We start from the raw sequence: 21,478 nt of genomic DNA on the forward strand, positions 1-21,478 counted from the left end.
GTATTGTCCCGGATTTGGTCGCTCATACAAGGGAGGATGCCGAAAAGATAGCAATTGCCTCTGGGCTTCGATATCAGTTTTACCTGGAATCGAATGCCGCCGACAAAGGGGTCGTGTTCAAGCAAGACCTTACTCCCGGTAATGCCGTGAAAAATGGCGACCGCATCACGTTCTGGATGAGCAAAGGAAAGTAGATCGGCGGCAAAAGGCGGCGGCCATAAGGCTTGTAACACCACAGACAAAGAAAAAAATGCAGCAACTTGTTTTATTAATTATTTGATACGCCTCCTAGGTGTGAGTTCTGAGGGCTACAACCCAGTACATACATACTCATCCTAGTGGGGCGTCTCTTTTTCTGCAAATGAATCTATTAACGCCTACAGGAATGTTAACGGGCAGTTTAGTTCCAATATGTGGTATTATCATTCTAGGTGATGAAAACATAAAAATGGGGTGATCAGCTGAATAGGTATGGTTTTTACTTGTTCTGTTAAGCAGTATGTATCGTTCCCCCCTTGGTATTTTTAGTATTGGGATGCATCGCAACCAAAGGTGGGTCCTGTAGGGGATGGTAATCAGGATCCGACTTTCATACAAATCTTTCCTATGATTTGTACACTGTTTACTGGCGTCATTAATACACTACTTGCTATTTAACAGTATAGAAAACAAAAAAATCCAAGAGAACTTAAAATATAGACAGTAATTACGATATCACGGAACTATAGTTAAATAACAGGGAACAGATTGCCGCGGCCGGCAACTGTTCCCTGTTTTATTGAAGTAACGCACAGTTTACGCTAATACGGATTGGCAGGAAAATGGACTTTTCCGTAACCTAATAGAAGGAGACTTAAAAAATGATTTTGTTGTATTTTATTCCTGTTACATATTTACTATCGAACATACGTACGATAAAATAGAAATGGATAAATTTAACAATCACGGTAATTATTTTGGGAAAGAGTGTGATGAGCAATGGGTTAACCGTTATCACCGAACATACCGAAAAGGCTTATCGACATAAGCATTATGATAAAATGATGAAAATAAGATAGGGATGAGTATGCATGGAACGTTTTGTGCACCTGCACGTGCATAGTGAATACAGTTTGCTGGACGGGGCGGCCCGGATCGAAGATTTGGCCGCCCATGCGGCCGAGCTTGGCATGACGTCGCTTGCGCTGACCGATCACGGCGTCATGTATGGAGCGGTACCCTTCTACAAGGCGTGTACGGAGCGGGGAATCAAACCGATCATAGGCTGTGAGGTATACTTTACGGCAGGCTCGATACGCGACAAAGGAAGCCGGCAGAATCAGCCGGTTTATCATTTAATTCTGCTTGCCAAAAATGAAACGGGCTATCAAAATTTAATGAAACTGATCTCGATCGGCCATTTGGAGGGCTTTCACTACAAACCGCGTATAGATGCCGAGCGATTGGCGGAATATGCCGAAGGCTTGATTTGCTTAAGCTCCTGCCTTGGGGGGGAGATCTCTCAGCATCTACTTCATGCAAGGCGCGCGGAAGCGAAGCTGGCCGCAGAAAGGTATCGGAATATATTCGGCGACGATTTCTTTCTGGAGCTGCAGGATCACGGGCTGACCGAGCAAAAGAAAGTGATGCGCGACATGATTGCGTTGAGCAGGGAAACCGGAATCCGATTAATCGTCACGAACGATGTTCACTATATTAAGGCGTCGGATCAAGCGGTCCATGATGTGCTGATTTGCATCGGCACCGGAAAGACGGTGGATGATACTGACAGGCTGCGTTTTACGACCGATCAATTGTACCTGAAAAGCGGTGAAGAAATGCGAAGGCTGTTCGCTCACGTCCCTGAGGCTTTGGCCAACACAGCTGTCGTGGCGGACCGCTGCGATCTGAAGCTGGAATTCGGCCGCTCGATTTTGCCTGAATTCCGGCCGATACCAGAAGGGTTAACCGCCGGAGGGTTTTTGGTGGAATTGTGCCGGCAGGGGCTTGCCGCTCGGTACGGTTGGAGCTGGGATGGACGTCACGAGGATGATAGTGGCGTTACAGTCGATGCTTCTAATCGGCGGATGATAGAGGAAAGACTACAGTACGAGCTTACGGTCATTGAAAAAATGGGGTACTCCGACTATTTTCTGATCGTCTGGGATTTTATCCGCTTCGCTCATGAGCGCGGTATCGCCACCGGGCCGGGTCGGGGCTCGTCTGCCGGAAGTCTCGTCGCTTACACGCTGAACATCACCGATGTTGATCCGATCCGGTACGGCCTGTTGTTCGAGCGCTTCCTAAACCCGGAGCGGGTATCGATGCCGGATATCGACATCGATTTCGACGACCTGCGTAGGGAAGAGGTGATCGCTTACGTCACGGAAAAATACGGCAAAGACCATGTCGCGCAGATCATCACGTTTGGTACGATGGCAGCGAAGGCCGCATTGCGCGATGTTGGCAGGGTAATGAACTTGCCCTATAACGATGTTGACAGAGCCGCCAGAATGATCACCGGCCATCTCGGGATCACGCTGCAGGAGGCGCTTACGGTCAATCCCGAGCTGAAGGCGCTGGCAGCCAAGCAACCCAAAACCGCAGAACTGCTCGACATGGCGATGCGGGTCGAAGGGTTGCCCCGTCACGCATCCACGCATGCGTCGGGCGTCGTTATTTCCCGCGAACCGCTTACCCGGTACGTGCCGCTCCAAGAGGGGGTGGAGGGGACCGCTTTGACGCAATATTCGATGGAGCATCTGGAAGCGATCGGATTACTGAAGATGGATTTTCTCGGTGTGCGCATGCTCTCGATAATCGAGCGTACATTGCGCTGGATTCGGGATTGGGGCGGCATCGAGATCGATTTGCGGAAGCTGCCGGAGGACGATCCGGCCACGTATGCGATGCTGTGCCGCGGCGACACGGCGGCTGTATTCCAGTTGGAGTCGGCCGGCTACCGACGGCTGCTGAAAGAAATGAAGCCGTCGAAGTTTGAGGACATTATTTCCGTCGGCGCATTGTACCGGCCGGGACCGATGGAATTTATCCCCAAGTATATTAAGGCCAAGCACGGGGAGATTGAGACGGAGTATCCCCATCCGTCGCTGGAGCCGATTTTGCGCGATACGTATGGGATTATCCTCTATCAGGAGCAGATCATGCATATTACCGCCAAGATGGCGGGATTCAGCCTCGGCGAGGCCGACTTGCTGCTGCGCGCCGTTAGAAAAAAGAAGCGCGAGGTGCTGAACGAGGAACGCGCCCACTTTATCCGCGGCAGCTTGCGGGAGGGCTACAGCGAGGCTGACGCCAACAAGGTATACGACATGATCGTGCGCTTCGCCGACTACGGCTTTGCACGTGCGCACGCAACGGCCTATGCTGTCGTGACCTTTCGTACGGCTTGGCTAAAGGCGCACTATCCCGTGCCATTCATGGCGGCGACGCTGGCGTCCGTCATGGGCAGCCATCGCAAGGTGGCCGAATACGTCGATGAATGTCGGCGCATGAAGATTGCGGTGCTGCCGCCCGACGTGAACGAAAGTATAGAGGCGTTTGCTCCTGTCTATTTGCCAAGGAGCAGCGAAGAGCAGAACGTCGGCTTGAACGCGGAATCTCTTAACGAAGATACCGGCGCAGGTGCGATACGCTTTGGGCTTGCCGCGATCAAAAACGTCGGAACGCAGGCGATCGAAGCTATAATCCGTGAACGGAATGACGCACCTTATGAAGATTTGCTCGATTTTTGCCGAAGGGTGGATTTGCGGGTGTGCAACAAAAGGGTGATCGAATCCTTGATTTTGGGAGGGGCGTTCGATTCTCTACCTGGCCACCGGGCGCAGTTGTTGGCCGTACTGGAACGGATGATTGAGGCGGTGCTTAAATGGAAAAAGGAGCGAGAGGAACTACAACTGCACTTGTTAGGCTTGACCGAGGAGGTGAATTGGACGATCGAATATCCCGACGTCGCTCCGTATACCCAGCTTCAGAAGCTCGCCCTGGAACGTGAACTGCTCGGTATGTTTATTTCCGGCCATCCTCTCGACGCTTATGAACCGCTACTGCACGAGCTCGAAGCCATGCCGCTTCATCAGCTGGCAGAAGAGCCGGATTTAAGCGAGGTGATCGTGGCGGGACTGATCGTAGACTGCAAAAACATCCTGACCCAAAAAGGTCAGGCCATGGCATTCGTGGAGGTGGAGGATCGCATCGAAAAGGTAAAGGTCGTCATTTTTCCGGAAATCTGGAAACAATATGGAAGTCATGTACAGAAGGAGCGCCTCATGCTCATTCGCGGCAAGCTGCAGCTGCAAGATGCTGGCGTCAAGCTGCTGGCCGACCGCCTTGCGCCGTTGGACGAGCCCAGTGCGCGTGAGACCGCGCTGCGCTGGCGCACCGCACCAATGTCGCGCCCAGCCGCCGACTCGAGGCCGTGTGTTTTCTTGAGGATCGACGCTGCTCACGAAAGCACGCAAAGTCTGAGCAAGCTGAAACAGCTGCTTCAGCAGCACAAGGGTCCACTCGGCGTCATTCTTTTCTACGAGCGGAGCAAGCATTCCTTAAGCTTAAGCGAGCAGTACAGCATCAAGCCGTCTCCACAGCTGGTTCAAGCGATTGAGGCGCTGCTCGGACCGCAATCCGTTAAAGTAAAATAAGTGGGATTATTTGGCCAAAAAGCTGTTTGAAAAATCGATTTTTGCACCGTATAAAGTCAAAGTCCTACCATCAAACCCGAACGTCGATAGCAGGATGTTCAGTGAAACACTGATCGGCATGAATCAAGGAATTTGCAAAGCTCAAAGACCATATGATCTCGAAAAACATGAACTTATTGGAAGCACTTCTGTTCAGGGACTTGGGGCCAAGCCGATCATATTGATATAAAGTACAGGGTTCAGTGGATCAGATCTAATAAAGATAAAATAATGATTCCATTAAATTATGATCACCTTCTTCTTTTAATTGGCTCATTTATGAACAGAGTAACTTTCATGCTCAGTAATGCCGCGTGCACCGGATGGTGTGGACCATATTTTGCCCGGAAAATCGAGACACCATTGAAGTAACGGGGAACGATAGCGTGGAGCTGCCGAAAGGACAGCTCCTTCTTGATGTTAGTCGAAGTAAAGGGCAGATCAATTTAACACAGGGTATTGTTGAACTATTTTATGGTCATTTTTACCAAATGGCGATAAAATGGTAGTAAACAGATCAATGGAGGCAATATATGCTTGATATTGCAAGAATTAAAGAGATTATTCCACATCGAAATCCATTTCTTCTGGTCGATAGAATCTTGGAAGTTAATGAGGGGAAAAGAGCTGTTGGAATTAAAAATGTAACAATCAATGAACCTTATTTTCTTGGTCATTTCCCCGGCTATCCCATTATGCCTGGAGTCTTAATTGTAGAAGCACTGGCACAGGTCGGTGGTATCGCTATGTCCAATGGAGAGAGCAGCAATCAAAAAATAGGTTTATTGACTGGCATTGATACTTGTCGTTTTAAACGACAAGTAAAACCAGGAGATCAACTCCTTCTTGTATTCGATATAATTCGAACTAAGGGACAGATCGTCAAAGGAAAAGGCGTCGCTACGGTAAATAATGAATTAGTATGTGAAGCTGTAATAATGGTTGCATTTAGTTCGATTTAGGTTTTGAACTCCCTCGGAGAATGATAGCGCAGAAAATGCATAATGAAGCCGCCGCGAGTTGATCGGGCGGCCTTATTGGAAGGTCGTTTGTACAACTTATATAGCTCGCTTTTTATGAGGTACTCCCCGTCTGTTCGCCTTCAATAGGTAAATAAACGGTAAATACTGAACCTTGCTCATGCTGACTGGCTATGCGGATGAACCCTCCGTGGGCTTTGACAAATTGATGGGCGATGGACAATCCGAGCCCTGTTCCGCCTGTATGCCGCGAACGGGCTTTTTCTACGCGATAGAAACGGTCGAACAGGTGAGGGAGTTCTTCCGCCGGGATACCAATTCCGTTGTCAATGATCGAGACGCATGCATAGTTTGCATCTCGATCCATGACCTTGTCTTCTATTACGACTGAGATATTCCCGCCTTTTGGCGTATAACGAATGGCATTCGTTATCAAATTGATGAAAACCTGAGTGAGCCGTCCCGCATCGGCTTTCACGATCACTGACCTTGCATTGGAAGTGAAACGAATATCCAGTCCGTTCTCCTCAGCCTCCATTTTCACATCGTCCACGATTTGTTCGAGTTTCTTTGTCAGATCTAGCGTTTTGCGATCCAATGACAGCCTCCCCGCCTCCGCTAACGACAAGACATGAAGGTCCTCCACCAGCAGGTTTAGGCGAATCACTTCGTCATGAAGTCTAAGCAACATTTCCGGAGAGCCACTTTGGCCGGACTGTTGGGCGTTTTCCAATTTTAGCTGCATGATAGACAGCGGTGTTCGAAGCTCGTGAGCGACATCCGCCACCAACCGTCTTCGGGCGTCCTCAGCTTCCCGCAGGCGAAGCGTCATGTCGTTGAATGTCTGAATGACTTTTCCGTATTCATCTTTGGACTGCACAGGTACGTTCACATCCAGATCCCCCTGCGCAACGCGTTCGATTGCGGCCATCAGCTTTCTAAGCGGGAGCGTCAGCACTCCCGAGATCCATAAGCTGAAGAACAGTCCGATTGCGAGGATAAAGGCTCCTTTTTCAGGCCCAATCCACTTCATCTTATCTGTAATGTATGTTTTCAAGATTTCAATTTGTTCACTAGGCGTTGCGTTCATATAAGTCGCACCGATTTCTTCCGTACGAAATTGGTCGAACAAAAAGTTCATATATACCTGATTGGTTGCGGCATGAGAGACGCCAATAATAAGAACGAGCAGTCCCATATAGGCAAATATTTTTTGGCGTACCGTCAACTTCATGATCGTTCACCAAAGCGGTATCCGAAACCATATACCGTCTGAATATACCGGGGATTGGCTGTATCGTCTTCCAGCTTTCGGCGCAGATTTCGGATGTGCGAATCCATCGTCCGTTCATATCCCTTATACTCGTCTTCAAGTGCGACCTTTAATAATTGCAGGCGGCTGAAGACGATTCCTGGACGCACGGCGAGCGTGTACAAAATTTTAAATTCGGTCGGTGTCAGTTGGATTTCCTGACCATCTTTAAATACCTGACATTTGGCCTCGGATATGATCAAGTTGTCTCTTTCCAAGTACGTAGTCATGTCTTCGGGTCCTCGCAGGCGGCGAAGCAAAGCACGGATGCGCGAAGCGAGCTCTCGCAAGCTGAAAGGCTTTGTCAAATAATCATCCGCACCGATCTCCAGACCAACGATTTTATCCGATTCGTCCGATCGGGCCGTAACCATAATAATGCCGCAATGCGAGGTTTGCCGTATTTCGCGGCATACGTCGATGCCGCTTTTCCCCGGGAGCATCCAATCAAGCACGACAAGATCAGGCCGTTCGGACCGGGTCATTGTGAGCGCTTCTATACCGGTACGGGCGGTCAATACCCGGAACCCTTCCCGTTGCAGATAGGTCTGCATCTCCTCCAACATGCCCTCTTCGTCCTCCACAACCAACAATTTCGGTTCCATTCCATTCACTTCTTTCCATTTTTAGTCTGCTTTCCTTTATATACCGCATACTGAAATTATACCGTGCTTTAACAGGTTCTTGAAGAAATCCACACAAAGAGAGGAAAAACTGCATAAGTTCTCGACATTTGTTTTGTAAGCTAATCGAGAAAGGAGTGAATAGCCGCGAAGAATAAGAATGAATATTTAAACGGGAGGATTGGTTTCATGGAAAACGTAACTTTGCAAGTGAACGGAATGAGCTGCGGATTATGTGTGATGTCGATTGAAAAAGCACTGTTTGAACTAGGTGCCGAGGGGGTGGTGGACTTATCCTCCAATTCCGTAACCATTCAGTATGACGGAAGCAGAATTCTGCTGGATCATATCAAAAAAGCGATAAAAGACCTCGGATATAACGTGTAGAGTAACGCCATTTGAGTTGAAAGGGAGAGATGGATATGGGCGCATGGGAATATTTCACACCGGAGCAGCAGGCGGGGATGATGAAGAAGATGGCGCAATACACGCCGGATCAACTAAAGGCATTTCGATTAGAATCGAATGAATTGATTGACAGATTGAGCCAGGGACTCGAACAGGGTGTCCCTTCTGATAACGAAGAGATCGTATCGTTAGCCAAACGGCTTGGGGAACTACAGAGCCTATTTAACGAGAAAGATCTTGAAGTCGAGCAAGCGATTGAGCGATTCCATAGGGAGAATCCGACCCAACCGGACCATGGGATCGATTTGAAGCTCTATCGATATATTCAAATAGCCAAGTCTTGTATATAAAAAGATCTGATTCTGTTGAAAGCGGGGATTCTAAAATGAGCAACCTCTCTGTAAACCGCAGTGAACCAAAAAGGGATCACGCGATGGAAATATCCAATCTTTCGCCACTTACTCTTGGAGCGCGTTCGGTTTTTAAAGCTATGGTATGGATATTTGCGACTTGCATTTTGATCCAGGTGTTTCTAGCCGGTCTCGCGCTGTTTTGGAATCAGGCCCAATGGTCCAGTCATATGGGATTTGCCAGAGTGCTGATCATTGTTCCGATCCTGATGTTCGTTGTTTCTTTCGTCGCTCGGTTGCCGCTTTCTCTTCGCCTGCGTAGTGCAGGTTTGATCGGTCTTGTTATTGTGATCGCGGTCTGTGCGAATTTACCATCGGGAATTGGATATTTATCCGCTCTTCATCCGGTAATTGCGGTTATACTGCTCGTGGAAACCATGTCCATCGCACGGAGAACTCGTGCCATCACGAAAGCAATATAAGGAAACCGGGAACAAAGCTTCCGCATAGAAGTGAGCGTTTCAACAGGAATGGGGGAAAAGATGTTTCATCCAATATTCGATTATATTGTGATCTTTTTATTCCTGATTGTTTCCGCCATAACCCTTACCTTCGTTGCGAAATCGGATGGAAGGGGAATGCAAAAATTTCGGACGAAAATCATTGCACTATATGGAATAATGGGCATTGTTGTTCTTTTGATCTTTGCCCATGGACTGTAACCGAACAATTCGAAAATTTCGGGTAAAAAACAGATTTGGCATTTTAAATTCCAGGGGGACAAAAATCATGAAAAGGTGGATGCTACCCGTTGGCTTCGTTTTTGCTATATCGGCGATTGTAACAGGATGCGGGAGCAAAGAAGGACAGAAAGCAGCCTCGCCGGGTAAAGTGGACAAAACGATCACGATTAACGCAAAAAACTTCGAGTTCGATCAAAAGGAAATCAAACTGAAGAAGGACGATATCGTTAGCATTACGCTGAAGAACAGCCAGGGCATCCATGCTATTCATATTGAGGGCTACGATAAAGACATCAAAGGTAACGAAACAGTCACTTTCACTGCAGACCGAATTGGAAAGTTCGATTATGTTTGTTCGATATTTTGCGGAAATGGGCACTCCGATATGGTCGGCACGATTATCGTTGAATAACGAATGGATTGGAGGAATCGCTTTTGAAAATTGCAGTCTTAGGTTCCACTGGCCGTACCGGTATGTATGTTCTCCAACGGGGGATTCGTCGTGGAGATGAATTGACGGCGTTCACACGAAGACCGCAACTGTTGGAGAACGTTACTGGTTTGAAAAACATAGTGGCAGGGGATGCCCTCCATGTATCCGATCTAAGAAATGCGTTAGAAAATCAGGATGCTGTTATTGCCATTGTGGGGGACAGACGGCTTCCAGTAGCGGCTGAAATTACCGGCAACCTCATTCAAGCGATGTATGAATCAAGCGTATGTCGCTTGGTCTGTGTGAGTTCTTACTTGCTAGGGTCTACGCGGCCTAGAGTGATCACCCCGTTTTTCCAATGGTTACTGCGTCATTCTTTGGCGGACAGGTTCGCCGCAGATCAATTAATCATAGCCAGCAAAACGGACTGGACGATTGTTCGTGCTACAAGATTGCATGATAAACCGGCAACTGGAAACGTGCGGCTTCAAACGGGCGAGCATGAATTCGAATCCGGCCCGTACGAAATTTGCAGGGCGGACTTGGCTTCGGTCCTTCTGGACACCGTGACCAATCAATACGCAAGCAAATCTATTATTAACGTTACATGGGGACAAAATAAGTGATTCGATCATTGAAAAAAAAGAGGAGATACAGATCATGTCCAATGCTTTGATGAAAGCTGTACGGGTTCATGAATACGGTGGTCCAAATGTATTGCAAATAGAAAAAGTTGAACGACCTCATCCTGTGGCTGGCGAGGTGCTTGTCCGCATCGTTTATGCAGCGGTCATTCCGCTTGACTGGAGGATTCGAAAAGGATTAATGAAGCAGATAAATCCTGTCACATTCCCCTATACGCCGGGTATAGCCGCTTCCGGAATCGTCGAGTCCGTGGGTGCGGGGGTAACCGAATTTCGAGCAGGCGATCGCGTTTTTGGTGCTTTGAATGGGGCATACGCGGAGTATGGCATTGTTGCCATTCAAAATAAAGCGAATCCAAACCGGTTCCTTGCACATATGTCCGAAAATATGACTTTTGAGAGCGCGGCAGCGATCTGGGGAGGGGTAGATACGGCTTGGAAAGCTTTATTTAGCGAAGGGGAGTTGGAAGCCGGCCAAACGGTGCTTATTCATGCCGCGGCCGGTGGGGTTGGGCAATTCGCTGTTCAGTTGGCCAAGTGGAGGGGAGCAACGGTTATTGGCACAGCCTCAACAGCTAATCTGGATTTCGTAAAATCGCTGGGTGCGGATCAAGTCATCGATTATACCGCGACTCCGTTTGAAAAAACCGTGAATAATGTAGATCTTGTCGTCGATTGTGTAGGAGGAGATACACAGAGCAGGTCATGGTCCGTTTTAAAACGGGGCGGAATTCTGGTCGCGTTGGCCGGGCCTCCATCATTGGAGAAAGCAAAGGAGTACGGCGTCACAGCCAAATTCAACACGAAAATTCCGACTTATGAGAACCGGCTGACGATAGCTCAATTCATCGCCGAAGGAACGATAAAACCGGCGATTGATCATATCTATCCTTTAGGGGAAGTAAATCGAGCGCATGAGAAGAGCGAAGCCAGACATGGTCGCGGAAGAATTTTATTAAGCGTGAATTCTATCTGAATAAGTAAGACGTTACGCTATAGGGCTTACAATACGTGAAGGGGTAAGTGTTGTCATGCGAAAACGCTCGAAAATGTTTCTTAACATATTATTCGTTTTAATAGCGTTAGGCGGAGGAAGTGTTTATACGCTGGCCAAATCCTCTGTTCATCCCGCGAGCATGAATATGGGATCTATGAGCCACGGGATGGGTGGAATGGGGCATTTGAGCCATATGGATGGAATTAGTGTTGCCACACTTAAAGAAGCTGCATCCGATGCCCCAGTTAAGACATTTGAACTGACGGCCGAGGAGAAAGAACTGGATATTGGGGATGGGAAAAAGCTAAGAGCGTGGACCTTTAACGGAATAGCACCCGGGCCGGAAATCCGTGTGCAAGAAGGGGATCGGTTGATCGTTCATGTGAAAAATCAACTTACGGCCGGTGTCACTATTCATTGGCATGGAGTGGAACTGCCAAATGCCGAGGATGGAGTTGCAGGCGTAACGCAGGATGCCATTCCTACGGGCGGAGAGTACACATATAATTTTATCGCCCGACATCCGGGGACTTATTGGTACCACTCCCACCAACAAAGTGAAATACAGACCGGCAAGGGGCTATTTGGCGCGCTTATTGTCGAACCGAAACAGCAATCGATTGTATATGACAGAGAGATCGTCTCTATTCTGCACCAATGGGATGACAACACCTTTACCATCGATGGAACAAGCACCGGACAGCACTACGAAGCCGAACCGGGTGAGTTAGTACGATTGCGATTGATAAACAGCGGCGATTCCACTTACCGTATGGCATTGGCCGGCACCCCTTACAAAATCGTCGCTATGGATGCATATGAGATAAATAAGCCAACGGATTTGGACGGTCTTCCGTTTGTGATAGGTTCCGGGCAAAGGTACGACTTGGAATTCAAAATGCCGGAAAGCGGCGCTGTCCAACTGCTCAACGTGGACAAACCCGTGAAATCATCGAATCTGGTCAAGAGATGGTTCTTCACCCCTTCATCCGAAGCGAAGAACCAAGCGTTGAAGGCGACGATCGGTAAAGGTGCACTTCCTGCCGCCGATATGCATCAGTTGGCGCAAATGGCATTGTTCAATACGGATACGTATGGGAGTCCGCTTCCAGATGGCCCTAATGTAATCTCATTAAACTCGAAATTTACAGCAGCACATTCCCTTACTTTAGGGAATAAGCCCGGTTTTTTCAACGGCCGCTTCACAATGAGATTTACGATTAACGGCAAGACCTTCCCGGATACTCCTATGGTGATGGTAAAAACGGGAGACCTCGTAAAAATGCATCTAAAGAACGAATCGGAAGTTGATGATCATCCTATGCATCTGCACGGCCATTCTTTTCAAGTTATAGCCCATAACGGACAGCCGCTTACAGGCAGTCCGATCACGTTAAGTACCATAACCGTTCCCCCGAAAGAAAGTTATGATATCGCCTTTCTCGCTAATAATCCTGGAATTTGGATGATACACTGCCATATTCTTGGACACGCAGCCAATGGAATGGATATGATGGTGAATTACGAAGGCATAACCACGCCTTACAGCGTTGGGAAAACTTCGGGCAATTTTCCGGATTGACATTATATCTTGTGGTAATGGTCGTACTCATGTTCATAGACAATGTATCACACAGCTATGGACATTAAGTCGGTATTATTACGGATACGATAGTGTGGAGCTACCGTAAAGGACAGCTCCTCTTTGATATTCGTTGAAGTAACGATCAGTTTTAAGCGACATTCCAAGCCCTGGATACGTAATATATGGGGGGGGTTATGAAAAGAATTACCTTTATAACAATGGTGTTTATGCTCTTTAGTGTAGGTTGTTCGTTCCAAACAACTCGACAATAGAGGGAGTGATAAAAATCATGATTGAAGAACTGATGGTCTGGAATTTGATCGAAACCGATAAAACTTATTTCGCTACGTATTACAAAGAAGGTAATAAGCCTTGGGGTCTAACACAAATCGCTCATCATGGAGATGAAAACATGTTGAGATAAAATAATTTGATATCTAAACGTGACGTGCGCTTGACTAACGGAGAACGATAGCTCAATCATGACACGACGGCAGCCGGCCAATGTTCGGCTGCCGTCGTTGCGCTAATTGGCAGTTATATTCAACATTTGGGGAGTTGTCTTACAAGTGCGGAACGCTCAAGGAAAGAGATGAAAGCCGTAACTAGGAAATAATTATTAAACCATTTACTTTATAAAGAAAATGGTTTAATATGAAGTCAACAAATAAAACTAAGTCACACTACGAAATCAAAACGAAGATCACAATCAAGACCGGTAATCAGGAAGGAGGGGAATGGAACAAGCTGTATGCCTAACGATATTTTTTCCGCATTGGCAGATCCAACGCGTCGCCGCATCCTGGAGATGCTTGCCGACAATGAAGAGTTCTCCGCATCTCAGATCCACGATCAATTCGAAGTCAGCCCGCAAGCGATCTCCCAACATTTGAAGATTTTACTTGAGGCGAAATTGATCCTTGTGGAAAAAAGGGCGCAGCAACGCATTTATCGCATCAACACGGAGACAATGGTCGAATTCGAGGATTGGTCCAGGAACATGAGACGTCGATGGAGCCGGCGCTTAGATACATTCGAGGCCGTAATGAAAGCAGAAATAGCGAAAGCTGCCAAAACCCCAAATGATTCGGAGGAATCCCAATGAACCAAAATTCGAATACGCAAGAACTTGTGATCACTCGAATATTAGACCTTCCTATCGCGTGGGTCTGGAAAGGATGGACGGATCCTAAGCTGGTAGCACTCTGGTGGGGGCCAGCTCATTACACCTCACCGCGATGCGAAATTGATTTTCGCGTTGGCGGCAAGTATTTATTCTGCATGCAGGCGCCGTTAGAGCAAGGGGGTCAAGTTTACTACAACACTGGTATTTATACGAAGATTGTGCCCGAGGAACGTCTTGAATTTACGCAGAGCTTGTCCGACGCGGATGGTATCCCGATCGACCCGGCAGACGTGGGCATGCCCCCTGATTTTCCGAAAGAGGTTCAGTTCATTATGGAATTTAAAGCACTAAGCGATACCAAGACGGAACTGACGATAATCGAATACAACTGGACGATGGGCCAAATGTCCAAATACGCCGTCATGGGCATGAATCAGTCACTCGACAAGTTCGCCTCAATCATCGGTTCACTTCATCGTTAAAAAACGAAAGAATTTAAAAAGTCAAAAATTTGGATAACTAAGGGGAGGAAAAGTTCATGCAAAACAAAATTACTCCATTCTTGTGGTTCAATGATAACGCGGAGGAAGCCATCAATTTCTATAACTCGGTGTTCAAAAATGGAAGAACGTTGAACGTCACCCGTTATGGAGATGGAGCGCCGTTTCCAAAAGGGACGTTGATGTCCGCAACTTTCGAGCTGGAGGGGCAACGGTTCATGGCGTTAAACGCCGGTCCGCACTTCAAATTCAACGAGGCTGTTTCGTTCTTCGTGAACTGCACGACGCAGGAGGAAGTCGATGAGCTGTGGGATAAGCTCACCGCTGATGGAGGAGAACCCGGCCGGTGCGGATGGCTGAAGGACAAATTCGGCTTGTCGTGGCAGATCGTTCCCATGATCCTCAGTGAGTTGCTGGCAGACAAGGATGCCCGAAAAGCAAAAAACGTCACGGAAGCAATGATGCAAATGGATAAAATCGATATCCGGGCATTGAAGCAAGCTTACGAGAAATAAGCGGGGGGCTTGACCGTTGGGTGAATCGCAGCAAGCTACGCAGTAAAGTTCAACTATACACATTGAGAGGTATTAAGCTCCCTCAGAGAATAAGGATTTTCTCACGAATGCTCGCTCATTCGCAGGATTTCAAATGTATGTTTAAATCGGAGTTTCAATGAGTGGATAATGTGGGCCAAGAAGTCACGTTTAAGCTCATGCGGGAACATAAGGTGTCAACAAATTTACAACATCTTCCATTACAAAATATACTGCATGCCTCTCTCCACAAGGTCCTTGGGATTCACTCTCCCAAATCTCGACGGGTTTATGCCCTCACATTCCTTCGTCCTATCTATCCAAGGTGTGGAGTCCGAACAACGTTAACGGAACGGGTCTAAGCCCTAAAGCGTAAAAATCTCGGTACTCCGTGCTTTCTTTGTGAAATCCTGCGAAAGAGCCAATCTACGTGTCTGGGTTGCAAGTTTAGTTTTTAAGCTGCTAATGGAGGCTGGGCCTTATCATGCCGTGCATCTTCTGTAATTTCCGAATGCCTCCTAAGGTGAGTTCTGAGGTCTGCAGCCCAGTACAAACTCATCCTAGCGAGGTGTTCTTTTTTCTGCAAATTGAATCTGTTACCACCTACAGGAATGTTAAAGGAGAACGATAGTTGAATCGAAACAGGCAGCAGTTTGCCGCAGTGAGCTGCTCCCTGTTTCATTGAAGTTACGGGCAGAATAACGCAACTTTCCATTCCCTTGAATCTCATGTATGTTGGCGGTATTTAATTTATACGTGTTTTGAACAAACAGTACATTGGCTTCGTCAATAGGATAGAAGAATTTACATTTGAAAGGAGAGGACGAATTGAAGAAACATTTTATTGCAGGTGTGTTGTGTGGTGCCTTCTTAATGGCAACAACTTCTGTATTTGCTTCGAGTATAATAGAAGCAACAATCTTTCCAAGTAAAATTACTTTTTTCCTTGCTAACGGACTCTCCAAAGAAGTACAACCACAGGAAGGTGAAGAGGTACTTAACTATAATAACAAGGCATATGTGCCTCTTCGTTTATTCGCTGAGAGCAGTGGTGCTCTTGTAAAATACACACAAGCCTCTCCTGAGACGGATAACAAACATAAAATAGATGTTCACTATGTTGCTGAAGAGGCTCTTTCAGAGCAAACTTCAAATGCAGCTGGTAATAAGCCACTTGTGGTCTCAAGGGAACTGCAACTGCAAGATATGGTTGTCATAAGTCTACTTCCGCATATGCAAGAGAAGCTTGCTGAGGTATATGCAGATGTAATTTCAGTACCACCAGTTATTCATCCAGATTATGTAAATGTGAAGAGTGTTGAAAGGGTAGCTGCTTTCCGTGGTTTTGATTTTTTAATAACAATAGACGCTCAACCAATAGTCGGTCCTCATATACCTGTCGGCGAAGATGTACTTACATATCGGATCTCACCGACTGGAGTTGAGCTTAAAAATTTTGAACATCTTAGAGGACCCGATAAGGATGATTTCCTCTCCAATTACCAAAATCTTTTGAAATAACGGAGAACGATAGCGCGACGCTGGAACCGATCCAATGCCAATTATGTTAGCGTGGAATTTCTCAACAACGGGCTGTTTAATACAACAATATTTTTCCAACTTCGTCTTATAAGGGAAGGTAACTTGGGAGGAGGCAGTATATTGAGCAGAGATGCTCCACGGATAAACTTTTATGGATTTGTTGTCGGTAGCACTTTGCTTCTAATGCCTATACCGAGTTTCTTCTTTTGGAGGGATATTATTGATAAAGTCGAACCCATTTTCCGTTACTTGGGTTTTGCTCTCTTTATAACATGTGGTATCACTATAATCGTATGTGTTATCCAATCTTTTATAAACAAAGTAAGATAGCTACGCAAACGAAGTACGAAGTTGCTTACAGTGAGGCCGCCGTGGGATCAATCAGACGGCCTCATTAAGCTAGATGGCAGATTAGCTTAATACCACAACGAGTAACAGGGTAAAAAACTGATAAAAATGACGCGATGGAATTTGAGAAATCGGGATAAATGACAACCTTGATGACTATATAAGGACTACCTGTGGTGAGGCGCGTGTTGATGTCCGGAGAGAGGTGATTCGACTTCCGAAAATAGCAATCGATAAGAAACCACATCACCTGTATCATGATAGAATAAAAGTAGTAAATTTTCATTCATTCATGCAGTGTGGCAACCGCACTGATGATGAAGGAGGAACTTAATTAATGTCAGAAAAGGATGCTTCCCTTGCTCCACACGATCCGCCCAAACCGGATCCTGCGCTCAATCGCCTGAGTGTATTCGTAGGCAAATGGAATACGGAAGGACTGATTAAGGCGAGCCCGTCGGGGCCGGCTGCCAAGTTGAAGGCAACTGATATCTATGAATGGCTGCCTGGTCGGTTTTTCCTTATTCACCACGTGGATGGCTATATGGGGAACGAAGAGGTTAGGACCATCGAGATCATAGGTTATGATACTGCAAGCCAGACGTATTTCACGCACTCGTATGACAACCGAGGCAGCGTCGGCACGTACCAAGCAAATTTGCTCGATGCAGTCTGGACCATTGCAGGAAAATCGGAGCGCTTTACAGGTATGTTTAGTAATGACAGCAACACCTTAACCGGCAGTTGGGAGCTGTCGGGCGACGATGACAGTTGGATACCTTGGATGGATATCAAGTTGACAAAAGTCGTTTAGCTGAAAATCACCAAAACTTATAAAGTCTCAGGGCTTAATATGAGAACTAAACACAAACAAGTAAGAATCTGAAGTTCCCTGCTTGTATCGTTTGACTAACTGGGAACGATAGTTTAATAAAACACATGTTTGCATATAGCAGGAGACGACTCCCCTCGCCTCCATGTCAACTATGGAAAAACCAAACCTCGTGAGGTCTGGTTTTTTTTTGCTTACTGCATGGTCTATTATCTTCAAATCAGAAGTACCCTAGTTATCCCTAAAAAGTGAAAGTTAACTCTTGTATATGCATTGACATGTATATACATGTCGGTATATATTAAGGTCATGAGATCATCAACCATGCAGTTAACATTACTTACTCTTGCCGAACCCAATCGATTCAACATCGTTGAGTTGCTAAGAAATGGGCCCAAATCGGTTGGAGAAATCGTCCAAGCCCTTGGCATCAGCCAGCCGCACGTATCCCGTCATTTGCGCATCTTGAGCGAGGCCGGGATGGTGCGCTCACGCAGCAAAGCACAGCTGCGAATATACAGCCTCGAAGCCGGGCCGTTTCAGGAGCTGGATGAATGGTTTGATTCCTTCAGCATTCTATGGGAAGAACGTCTCGACAATTTTGAAGAGTATATGCAGGATTACAAGAAGAAGGAGGATTTATGACAGGTATCAACAGTTTTATCGCGAGCTACATGTTGAATTACCGCGACGTCTGGAACAAGAGGCTGGATTCCCTTGAAAACTACCTGAAAAGGATGACTGTAGATGAAAAGAAAAACAACCATTCGTAAAAATCGCGAGCGTAGAGAACTCACTGTCGAACGTAATGTTGCGATGCCTGCCCAGCTTGCATGGGAAGGCTGGACGGAGCCTAAACATATTACAAAATGGTGGGGGCCAAAAGGCTGGACGACAACCGTATATGAAATGGATGTGCGGCCAGGCGGAGTTTGGCGGTATAGTCTCAAAGCGGTTGACAATAGCGGCGAAGAGGCCTATTGCAGAGCCGTATATGAAGAAGTAGAGGCACCGCACAAACTGGTATACACAGACACTTTTGCTGACAGCGAGTGGAATGTGGTTTCGGACAGTGAAATGTACACGACAGTGTTGTTCGAGGAAAAAAGCGAAGGAACGCGGATTAGCATCGTGACGCGATTCGCTACCAACGAACAATTGGACAACGCAGAAGCAATGGGCATGATTGAAGGGTTCACCGATGCCTATGATCGACTGGAAGAATACTTAGAGACCTTAATGGGAGGCAATGAAACGATGGAGACCGTTATCTCAAAAGATGGGACACAGATTGCTTATACCAGACAAGGGACCGGTCCAGCCCTCATCATGGTTTCATCGGCAGCGGCTGACCATAAGGATGCTTCACCGTTAGCCGAGCACTTGTCGGCAAATTTCACCGTATACAATTACGATCGCCGCGGACGTGGACGTAGTACGGATACCGCGCCCTACGAAACCGCACGAGAAGTGGAAGATATTGAGGCTTTAATTGCAGCCGCCGGCGGTCAAGCTTACCTGTTCGGAAGCTCGTCCGGAGCTGTGTTGGCGCTTGAGGCGGCAAACTTGCTAGGGGATTCAGTCGCCAAGCTCTATTTGTACGAACCGCCGTTCATCATCAACGACAGTCGTAAGCCTGTGCCTGTTGACTACGTAGAACGTTTGAATTCGTTAGTCGAAGCCGGGAAGAGATCTGAAGCAGTGGAATATTTCGCATCTGAGGCTCTGGGCATTCCTGGAGAATACATCGGCTACATGAAGGCCGATCCTTCCTGGAACAAAATGGAGTCCTTGGCACATACGCTTGCTTACGATGGAGTGATTATGGGAACGACGCAATCCGGGAACCCGCTGCCGTCCGGCAGATGGAACATAGCCATCCCTACTTTGATTATGACAGGGGAAAACAGCGAACCGCTTTTCCATGACGCGGCACGCGCGCTTGCCGATCTTCTACCAAAGGCTAATACCCGTTCACTCGCCGGCCAAGACCATTCTGCAGTTATTATGTCTCCTGATGTGGTGGCAAAAGCCGTAGTAGATTTTGAACGATAAGGAGAATGGGAGTATGACGAATCTTCAAACGCTGGATCGACTAGTCGGTACTTGGCAAATCAGCGGCGGAGCAGAAGGAACGGTAACCTACGAGTGGATGGAAGGCGGGCACTTTTTGATTCAACGCGTTCATCTTTCCCGAAATGGACAAGAAGTGAAAGGGATCGAGTTGATTGGGCATTTAAAACCCTTCGGAGAAAGCGCGAGCAAAGATATTAGGTCTCGTTATTACGATACGCTGGGCAATACCTTCGATTATGTGTATGAATTGGATGGGGATTCGCTCGTCATTTGGGCTGGAGACAAAGGATCGTCTTCTTACTTTAAAGGGACATTCAGTTCAGATGGCAATTCCAATGCGGGGTCGTGGCATTATCCCGGCGGGGGAGGTTATGAATCGACGATGACGAGAGTCTCGCAAGAAGGAGGGATGGGCATTGGCTAAGCAATTGGTCATGGCAAAACCTTTGACGGTGACGGCCTCCAGATTCGCGCTTGCGTCGATCCTCTCAGGTGCATTGTTCGTGCTTCTCCTTTGTAGTCTACATCTGCTGCAGCCTGAATTTGATCCGACGTGGCGTTTTATCAGCGAATATGCTCTTGGCAATTATGGTTGGATGATGCACCTGGCTTTTGGATTGCTGGCTGTTGCTCAAATCAGTGTGGCGATTACGATTTTCCCGCATATTCGTACGGTTACGGGGTACATAGGACTTGTCATTCTAGGAATCAGTGCAATTGGCGTTATAATCGCGGCAATCTTCGTGACCGATCCCATCTCCGTTAGTCTGGATGATGCAACGTTTAGCGGTAGCATGCACTCTATTGGAGCGATGCTGGACTATACGCCAGTAGCCGCATTGTTGATTAGTCTTTCGTTATGTCGACTTGATGCTTGGAGACCTATGAAGAGAGTGTTGCTCACCAGTTCGGTTATTGCAATCGTCGCGATGCTCGTATTTGTGATTCAAATTCCGCAAGATGGGCAATTTGGGCCTGAGGTTTTGGCCGGTTTGTTTGGACGATTCTTAATCTTGGCCGACATTGCGTGGCTAATCATTGTGGGGATTCATGCTGTCAAGTTGGGAGCTTCTAATAAGTAGTATGGCAGCAGAAAAAAATACATGTAACGTATTATCGTAAACCGGTTGCACTGCGCTTGCAGCCGGTTTACGTCTGAATAGGTCAAATACTCAGTTCAATTATAGTATGCGGAAGGAAGGATGTTAGGAATGGCTGCATTTCGAGTTGGTTATGAAAGTCCTTCACAATTCAGTCGGGAGTATCCCCGAATGTTTTCCCCTAGACAAGACATAATCGTCTAAAAGCGTAAACAGGCTCAAAAATAGTGCGGAACGATTCAAAGGGAAGGAAGTATTTTTCAAAGTCGGGATTCAACTAACGGGAAACGAAAGTTCAACGAAGGATTCTATATAAATGTCAAGGAGCTGCCGAGGCAGCTCTTTTTGACATGCATACAAAATAAAATTTTATACATGTACTACCTGGAATTAGGGAGTGTGGAAGAAATACCATTTTTGTACTAATATGGTATGTGAGCGAGCTATAAAACAAAAGGGTGATCAAACGGATTTAATCCTAAACAATACGCAGAGCAGGTGTTGAATGAAAATAATCTTATTTGCTATATTGATCGCGGGCCTGATTTGCTTAAGTATTTTTGCGTTTATTATATATCCCATTTTTTTTGATGATACGATCGGTCCATTTAATGTAAACGATATTTCTGCTGACGAATCAGATATTAAAATTGCAACAGATTTAAGC

23 protein-coding genes are annotated in these 21,478 nt (G+C 46.8%); 21 read left to right on the top strand and 2 right to left on the bottom strand.

The genetic code is table 11. From position 1 onward, the window contains the following. The 4 genes from ACFQI7_RS36450 to fabZ form a co-directional block, all read left to right on the top strand. Window positions 1-194 (top strand): PASTA domain-containing protein (locus tag ACFQI7_RS36450; RefSeq protein WP_377518524.1); only part of this gene is annotated, 194 nt, incomplete at its 5' end. Between the two features lie 876 nt (window positions 195-1,070). Continuing rightward, window positions 1,071-4,640 carry a DNA polymerase III subunit alpha gene (locus ACFQI7_RS36455; RefSeq protein WP_218103099.1) on the top strand — a complete coding sequence of 1,190 codons (3,570 nt, stop codon included), beginning with the start codon at window positions 1,071-1,073 and terminating at the stop codon, window positions 4,638-4,640. Between the two features lie 10 nt (window positions 4,641-4,650). Then, entirely contained in the window at window positions 4,651-4,869 is a 219-nt protein-coding gene (locus ACFQI7_RS36460; protein ID WP_218103098.1) for a GrpB family protein, read from the top strand. Window positions 4,870-5,212: 343 nt separating this feature from the next. Further along, entirely contained in the window at window positions 5,213-5,641 is a 429-nt protein-coding gene (fabZ, locus tag ACFQI7_RS36465) for a 3-hydroxyacyl-ACP dehydratase FabZ (RefSeq protein WP_218103097.1), read from the top strand. A 112-nt stretch (window positions 5,642-5,753) separates the two neighbouring features. Here fabZ and ACFQI7_RS36470 read toward each other — a convergent pair whose 3' ends face one another. Both ACFQI7_RS36470 and ACFQI7_RS36475 read right to left on the bottom strand, forming a co-directional pair. After that, entirely contained in the window at window positions 5,754-6,857 is a 1,104-nt protein-coding gene (locus ACFQI7_RS36470) for a sensor histidine kinase (RefSeq protein WP_230415703.1), read from the bottom strand. A 32-nt stretch (window positions 6,858-6,889) separates the two neighbouring features. Continuing rightward, a complete protein-coding gene (locus ACFQI7_RS36475) occupies window positions 6,890-7,576 on the bottom strand; it encodes a response regulator transcription factor (protein WP_218103095.1) in 687 nt (228 codons plus the stop codon). A gap of 207 nt (window positions 7,577-7,783) precedes the next feature. Here ACFQI7_RS36475 and ACFQI7_RS36480 point away from each other — a divergent pair, with 207 nt between their 5' ends. From ACFQI7_RS36480 to ACFQI7_RS36560, 17 genes are all read left to right on the top strand, one after another. Then, window positions 7,784-7,981, top strand: a complete 198-nt coding sequence (locus tag ACFQI7_RS36480; RefSeq protein ID WP_218103094.1) for a cation transporter — start codon at window positions 7,784-7,786, stop codon at window positions 7,979-7,981. A gap of 35 nt (window positions 7,982-8,016) precedes the next feature. After that, window positions 8,017-8,352, top strand: a complete 336-nt coding sequence (locus ACFQI7_RS36485) for a TipAS antibiotic-recognition domain-containing protein (RefSeq protein ID WP_218103093.1) — start codon at window positions 8,017-8,019, stop codon at window positions 8,350-8,352. A 35-nt stretch (window positions 8,353-8,387) separates the two neighbouring features. After that, window positions 8,388-8,834, top strand: a complete 447-nt coding sequence (locus ACFQI7_RS36490; RefSeq protein WP_218103092.1) for a DUF6220 domain-containing protein — start codon at window positions 8,388-8,390, stop codon at window positions 8,832-8,834. A gap of 307 nt (window positions 8,835-9,141) precedes the next feature. Beyond that, complete coding sequence (locus ACFQI7_RS36495; RefSeq protein WP_218103091.1) at window positions 9,142-9,507, top strand: cupredoxin domain-containing protein; 366 nt, start codon at window positions 9,142-9,144, stop codon at window positions 9,505-9,507. Between the two features lie 23 nt (window positions 9,508-9,530). Further along, complete coding sequence (locus ACFQI7_RS36500) at window positions 9,531-10,154, top strand: NAD(P)-dependent oxidoreductase (RefSeq protein WP_218103090.1); 624 nt, start codon at window positions 9,531-9,533, stop codon at window positions 10,152-10,154. 34 nt (window positions 10,155-10,188) lie between these two features. Next, window positions 10,189-11,148, top strand: coding sequence for an NADP-dependent oxidoreductase (locus tag ACFQI7_RS36505; protein WP_218103089.1), 960 nt, complete (start codon window positions 10,189-10,191; stop codon window positions 11,146-11,148). Between the two features lie 55 nt (window positions 11,149-11,203). After that, window positions 11,204-12,751 (top strand): multicopper oxidase family protein, encoded by a 1,548-nt coding sequence (locus ACFQI7_RS36510; protein ID WP_218103088.1) that lies wholly within the window; start codon window positions 11,204-11,206, stop codon window positions 12,749-12,751. Between the two features lie 292 nt (window positions 12,752-13,043). Further along, window positions 13,044-13,178 (top strand): hypothetical protein, encoded by a 135-nt coding sequence (locus ACFQI7_RS36515; RefSeq protein ID WP_268966866.1) that lies wholly within the window; start codon window positions 13,044-13,046, stop codon window positions 13,176-13,178. 327 nt (window positions 13,179-13,505) lie between these two features. Next, window positions 13,506-13,859: an ArsR/SmtB family transcription factor gene (locus ACFQI7_RS36520; protein WP_218103087.1), complete on the top strand. Its 354-nt coding sequence runs from the start codon at window positions 13,506-13,508 to the stop codon at window positions 13,857-13,859. Continuing rightward, a complete protein-coding gene (locus ACFQI7_RS36525) occupies window positions 13,856-14,362 on the top strand; it encodes an SRPBCC family protein (RefSeq protein ID WP_218103086.1) in 507 nt (168 codons plus the stop codon). Before ACFQI7_RS36520 ends, ACFQI7_RS36525 begins: the two co-directional genes overlap by 4 nt. 56 nt (window positions 14,363-14,418) lie before the next feature. Beyond that, complete coding sequence (locus ACFQI7_RS36530) at window positions 14,419-14,895, top strand: VOC family protein (RefSeq protein WP_218103085.1); 477 nt, start codon at window positions 14,419-14,421, stop codon at window positions 14,893-14,895. Window positions 14,896-15,741: 846 nt separating this feature from the next. Beyond that, a complete protein-coding gene (locus ACFQI7_RS36535; protein WP_218103084.1) occupies window positions 15,742-16,434 on the top strand; it encodes a DUF3888 domain-containing protein in 693 nt (230 codons plus the stop codon). Between the two features lie 706 nt (window positions 16,435-17,140). Beyond that, window positions 17,141-17,617 (top strand): DUF1579 family protein, encoded by a 477-nt coding sequence (locus ACFQI7_RS36540; protein WP_218103083.1) that lies wholly within the window; start codon window positions 17,141-17,143, stop codon window positions 17,615-17,617. A 342-nt stretch (window positions 17,618-17,959) separates the two neighbouring features. Then, complete coding sequence (locus ACFQI7_RS36545) at window positions 17,960-18,280, top strand: ArsR/SmtB family transcription factor (RefSeq protein WP_190932085.1); 321 nt, start codon at window positions 17,960-17,962, stop codon at window positions 18,278-18,280. A gap of 102 nt (window positions 18,281-18,382) precedes the next feature. After that, window positions 18,383-19,690 carry an alpha/beta fold hydrolase gene (locus ACFQI7_RS36550; protein ID WP_230415701.1) on the top strand — a complete coding sequence of 436 codons (1,308 nt, stop codon included), beginning with the start codon at window positions 18,383-18,385 and terminating at the stop codon, window positions 19,688-19,690. Window positions 19,691-19,703: 13 nt separating this feature from the next. Next, entirely contained in the window at window positions 19,704-20,135 is a 432-nt protein-coding gene (locus ACFQI7_RS36555) for a hypothetical protein (RefSeq protein WP_218103082.1), read from the top strand. Then, window positions 20,128-20,793: a DUF998 domain-containing protein gene (locus ACFQI7_RS36560; RefSeq protein WP_218103081.1), complete on the top strand. Its 666-nt coding sequence runs from the start codon at window positions 20,128-20,130 to the stop codon at window positions 20,791-20,793. Before ACFQI7_RS36555 ends, ACFQI7_RS36560 begins: the two co-directional genes overlap by 8 nt. Window positions 20,794-21,478: the final 685 nt, after the last annotated feature.

The sequence above is a fragment of the Paenibacillus allorhizosphaerae genome (genome assembly GCF_042659105.1).
GTDB lineage: Bacteria > Bacillota > Bacilli > Paenibacillales > NBRC-103111 > Paenibacillus_G > Paenibacillus_G allorhizosphaerae.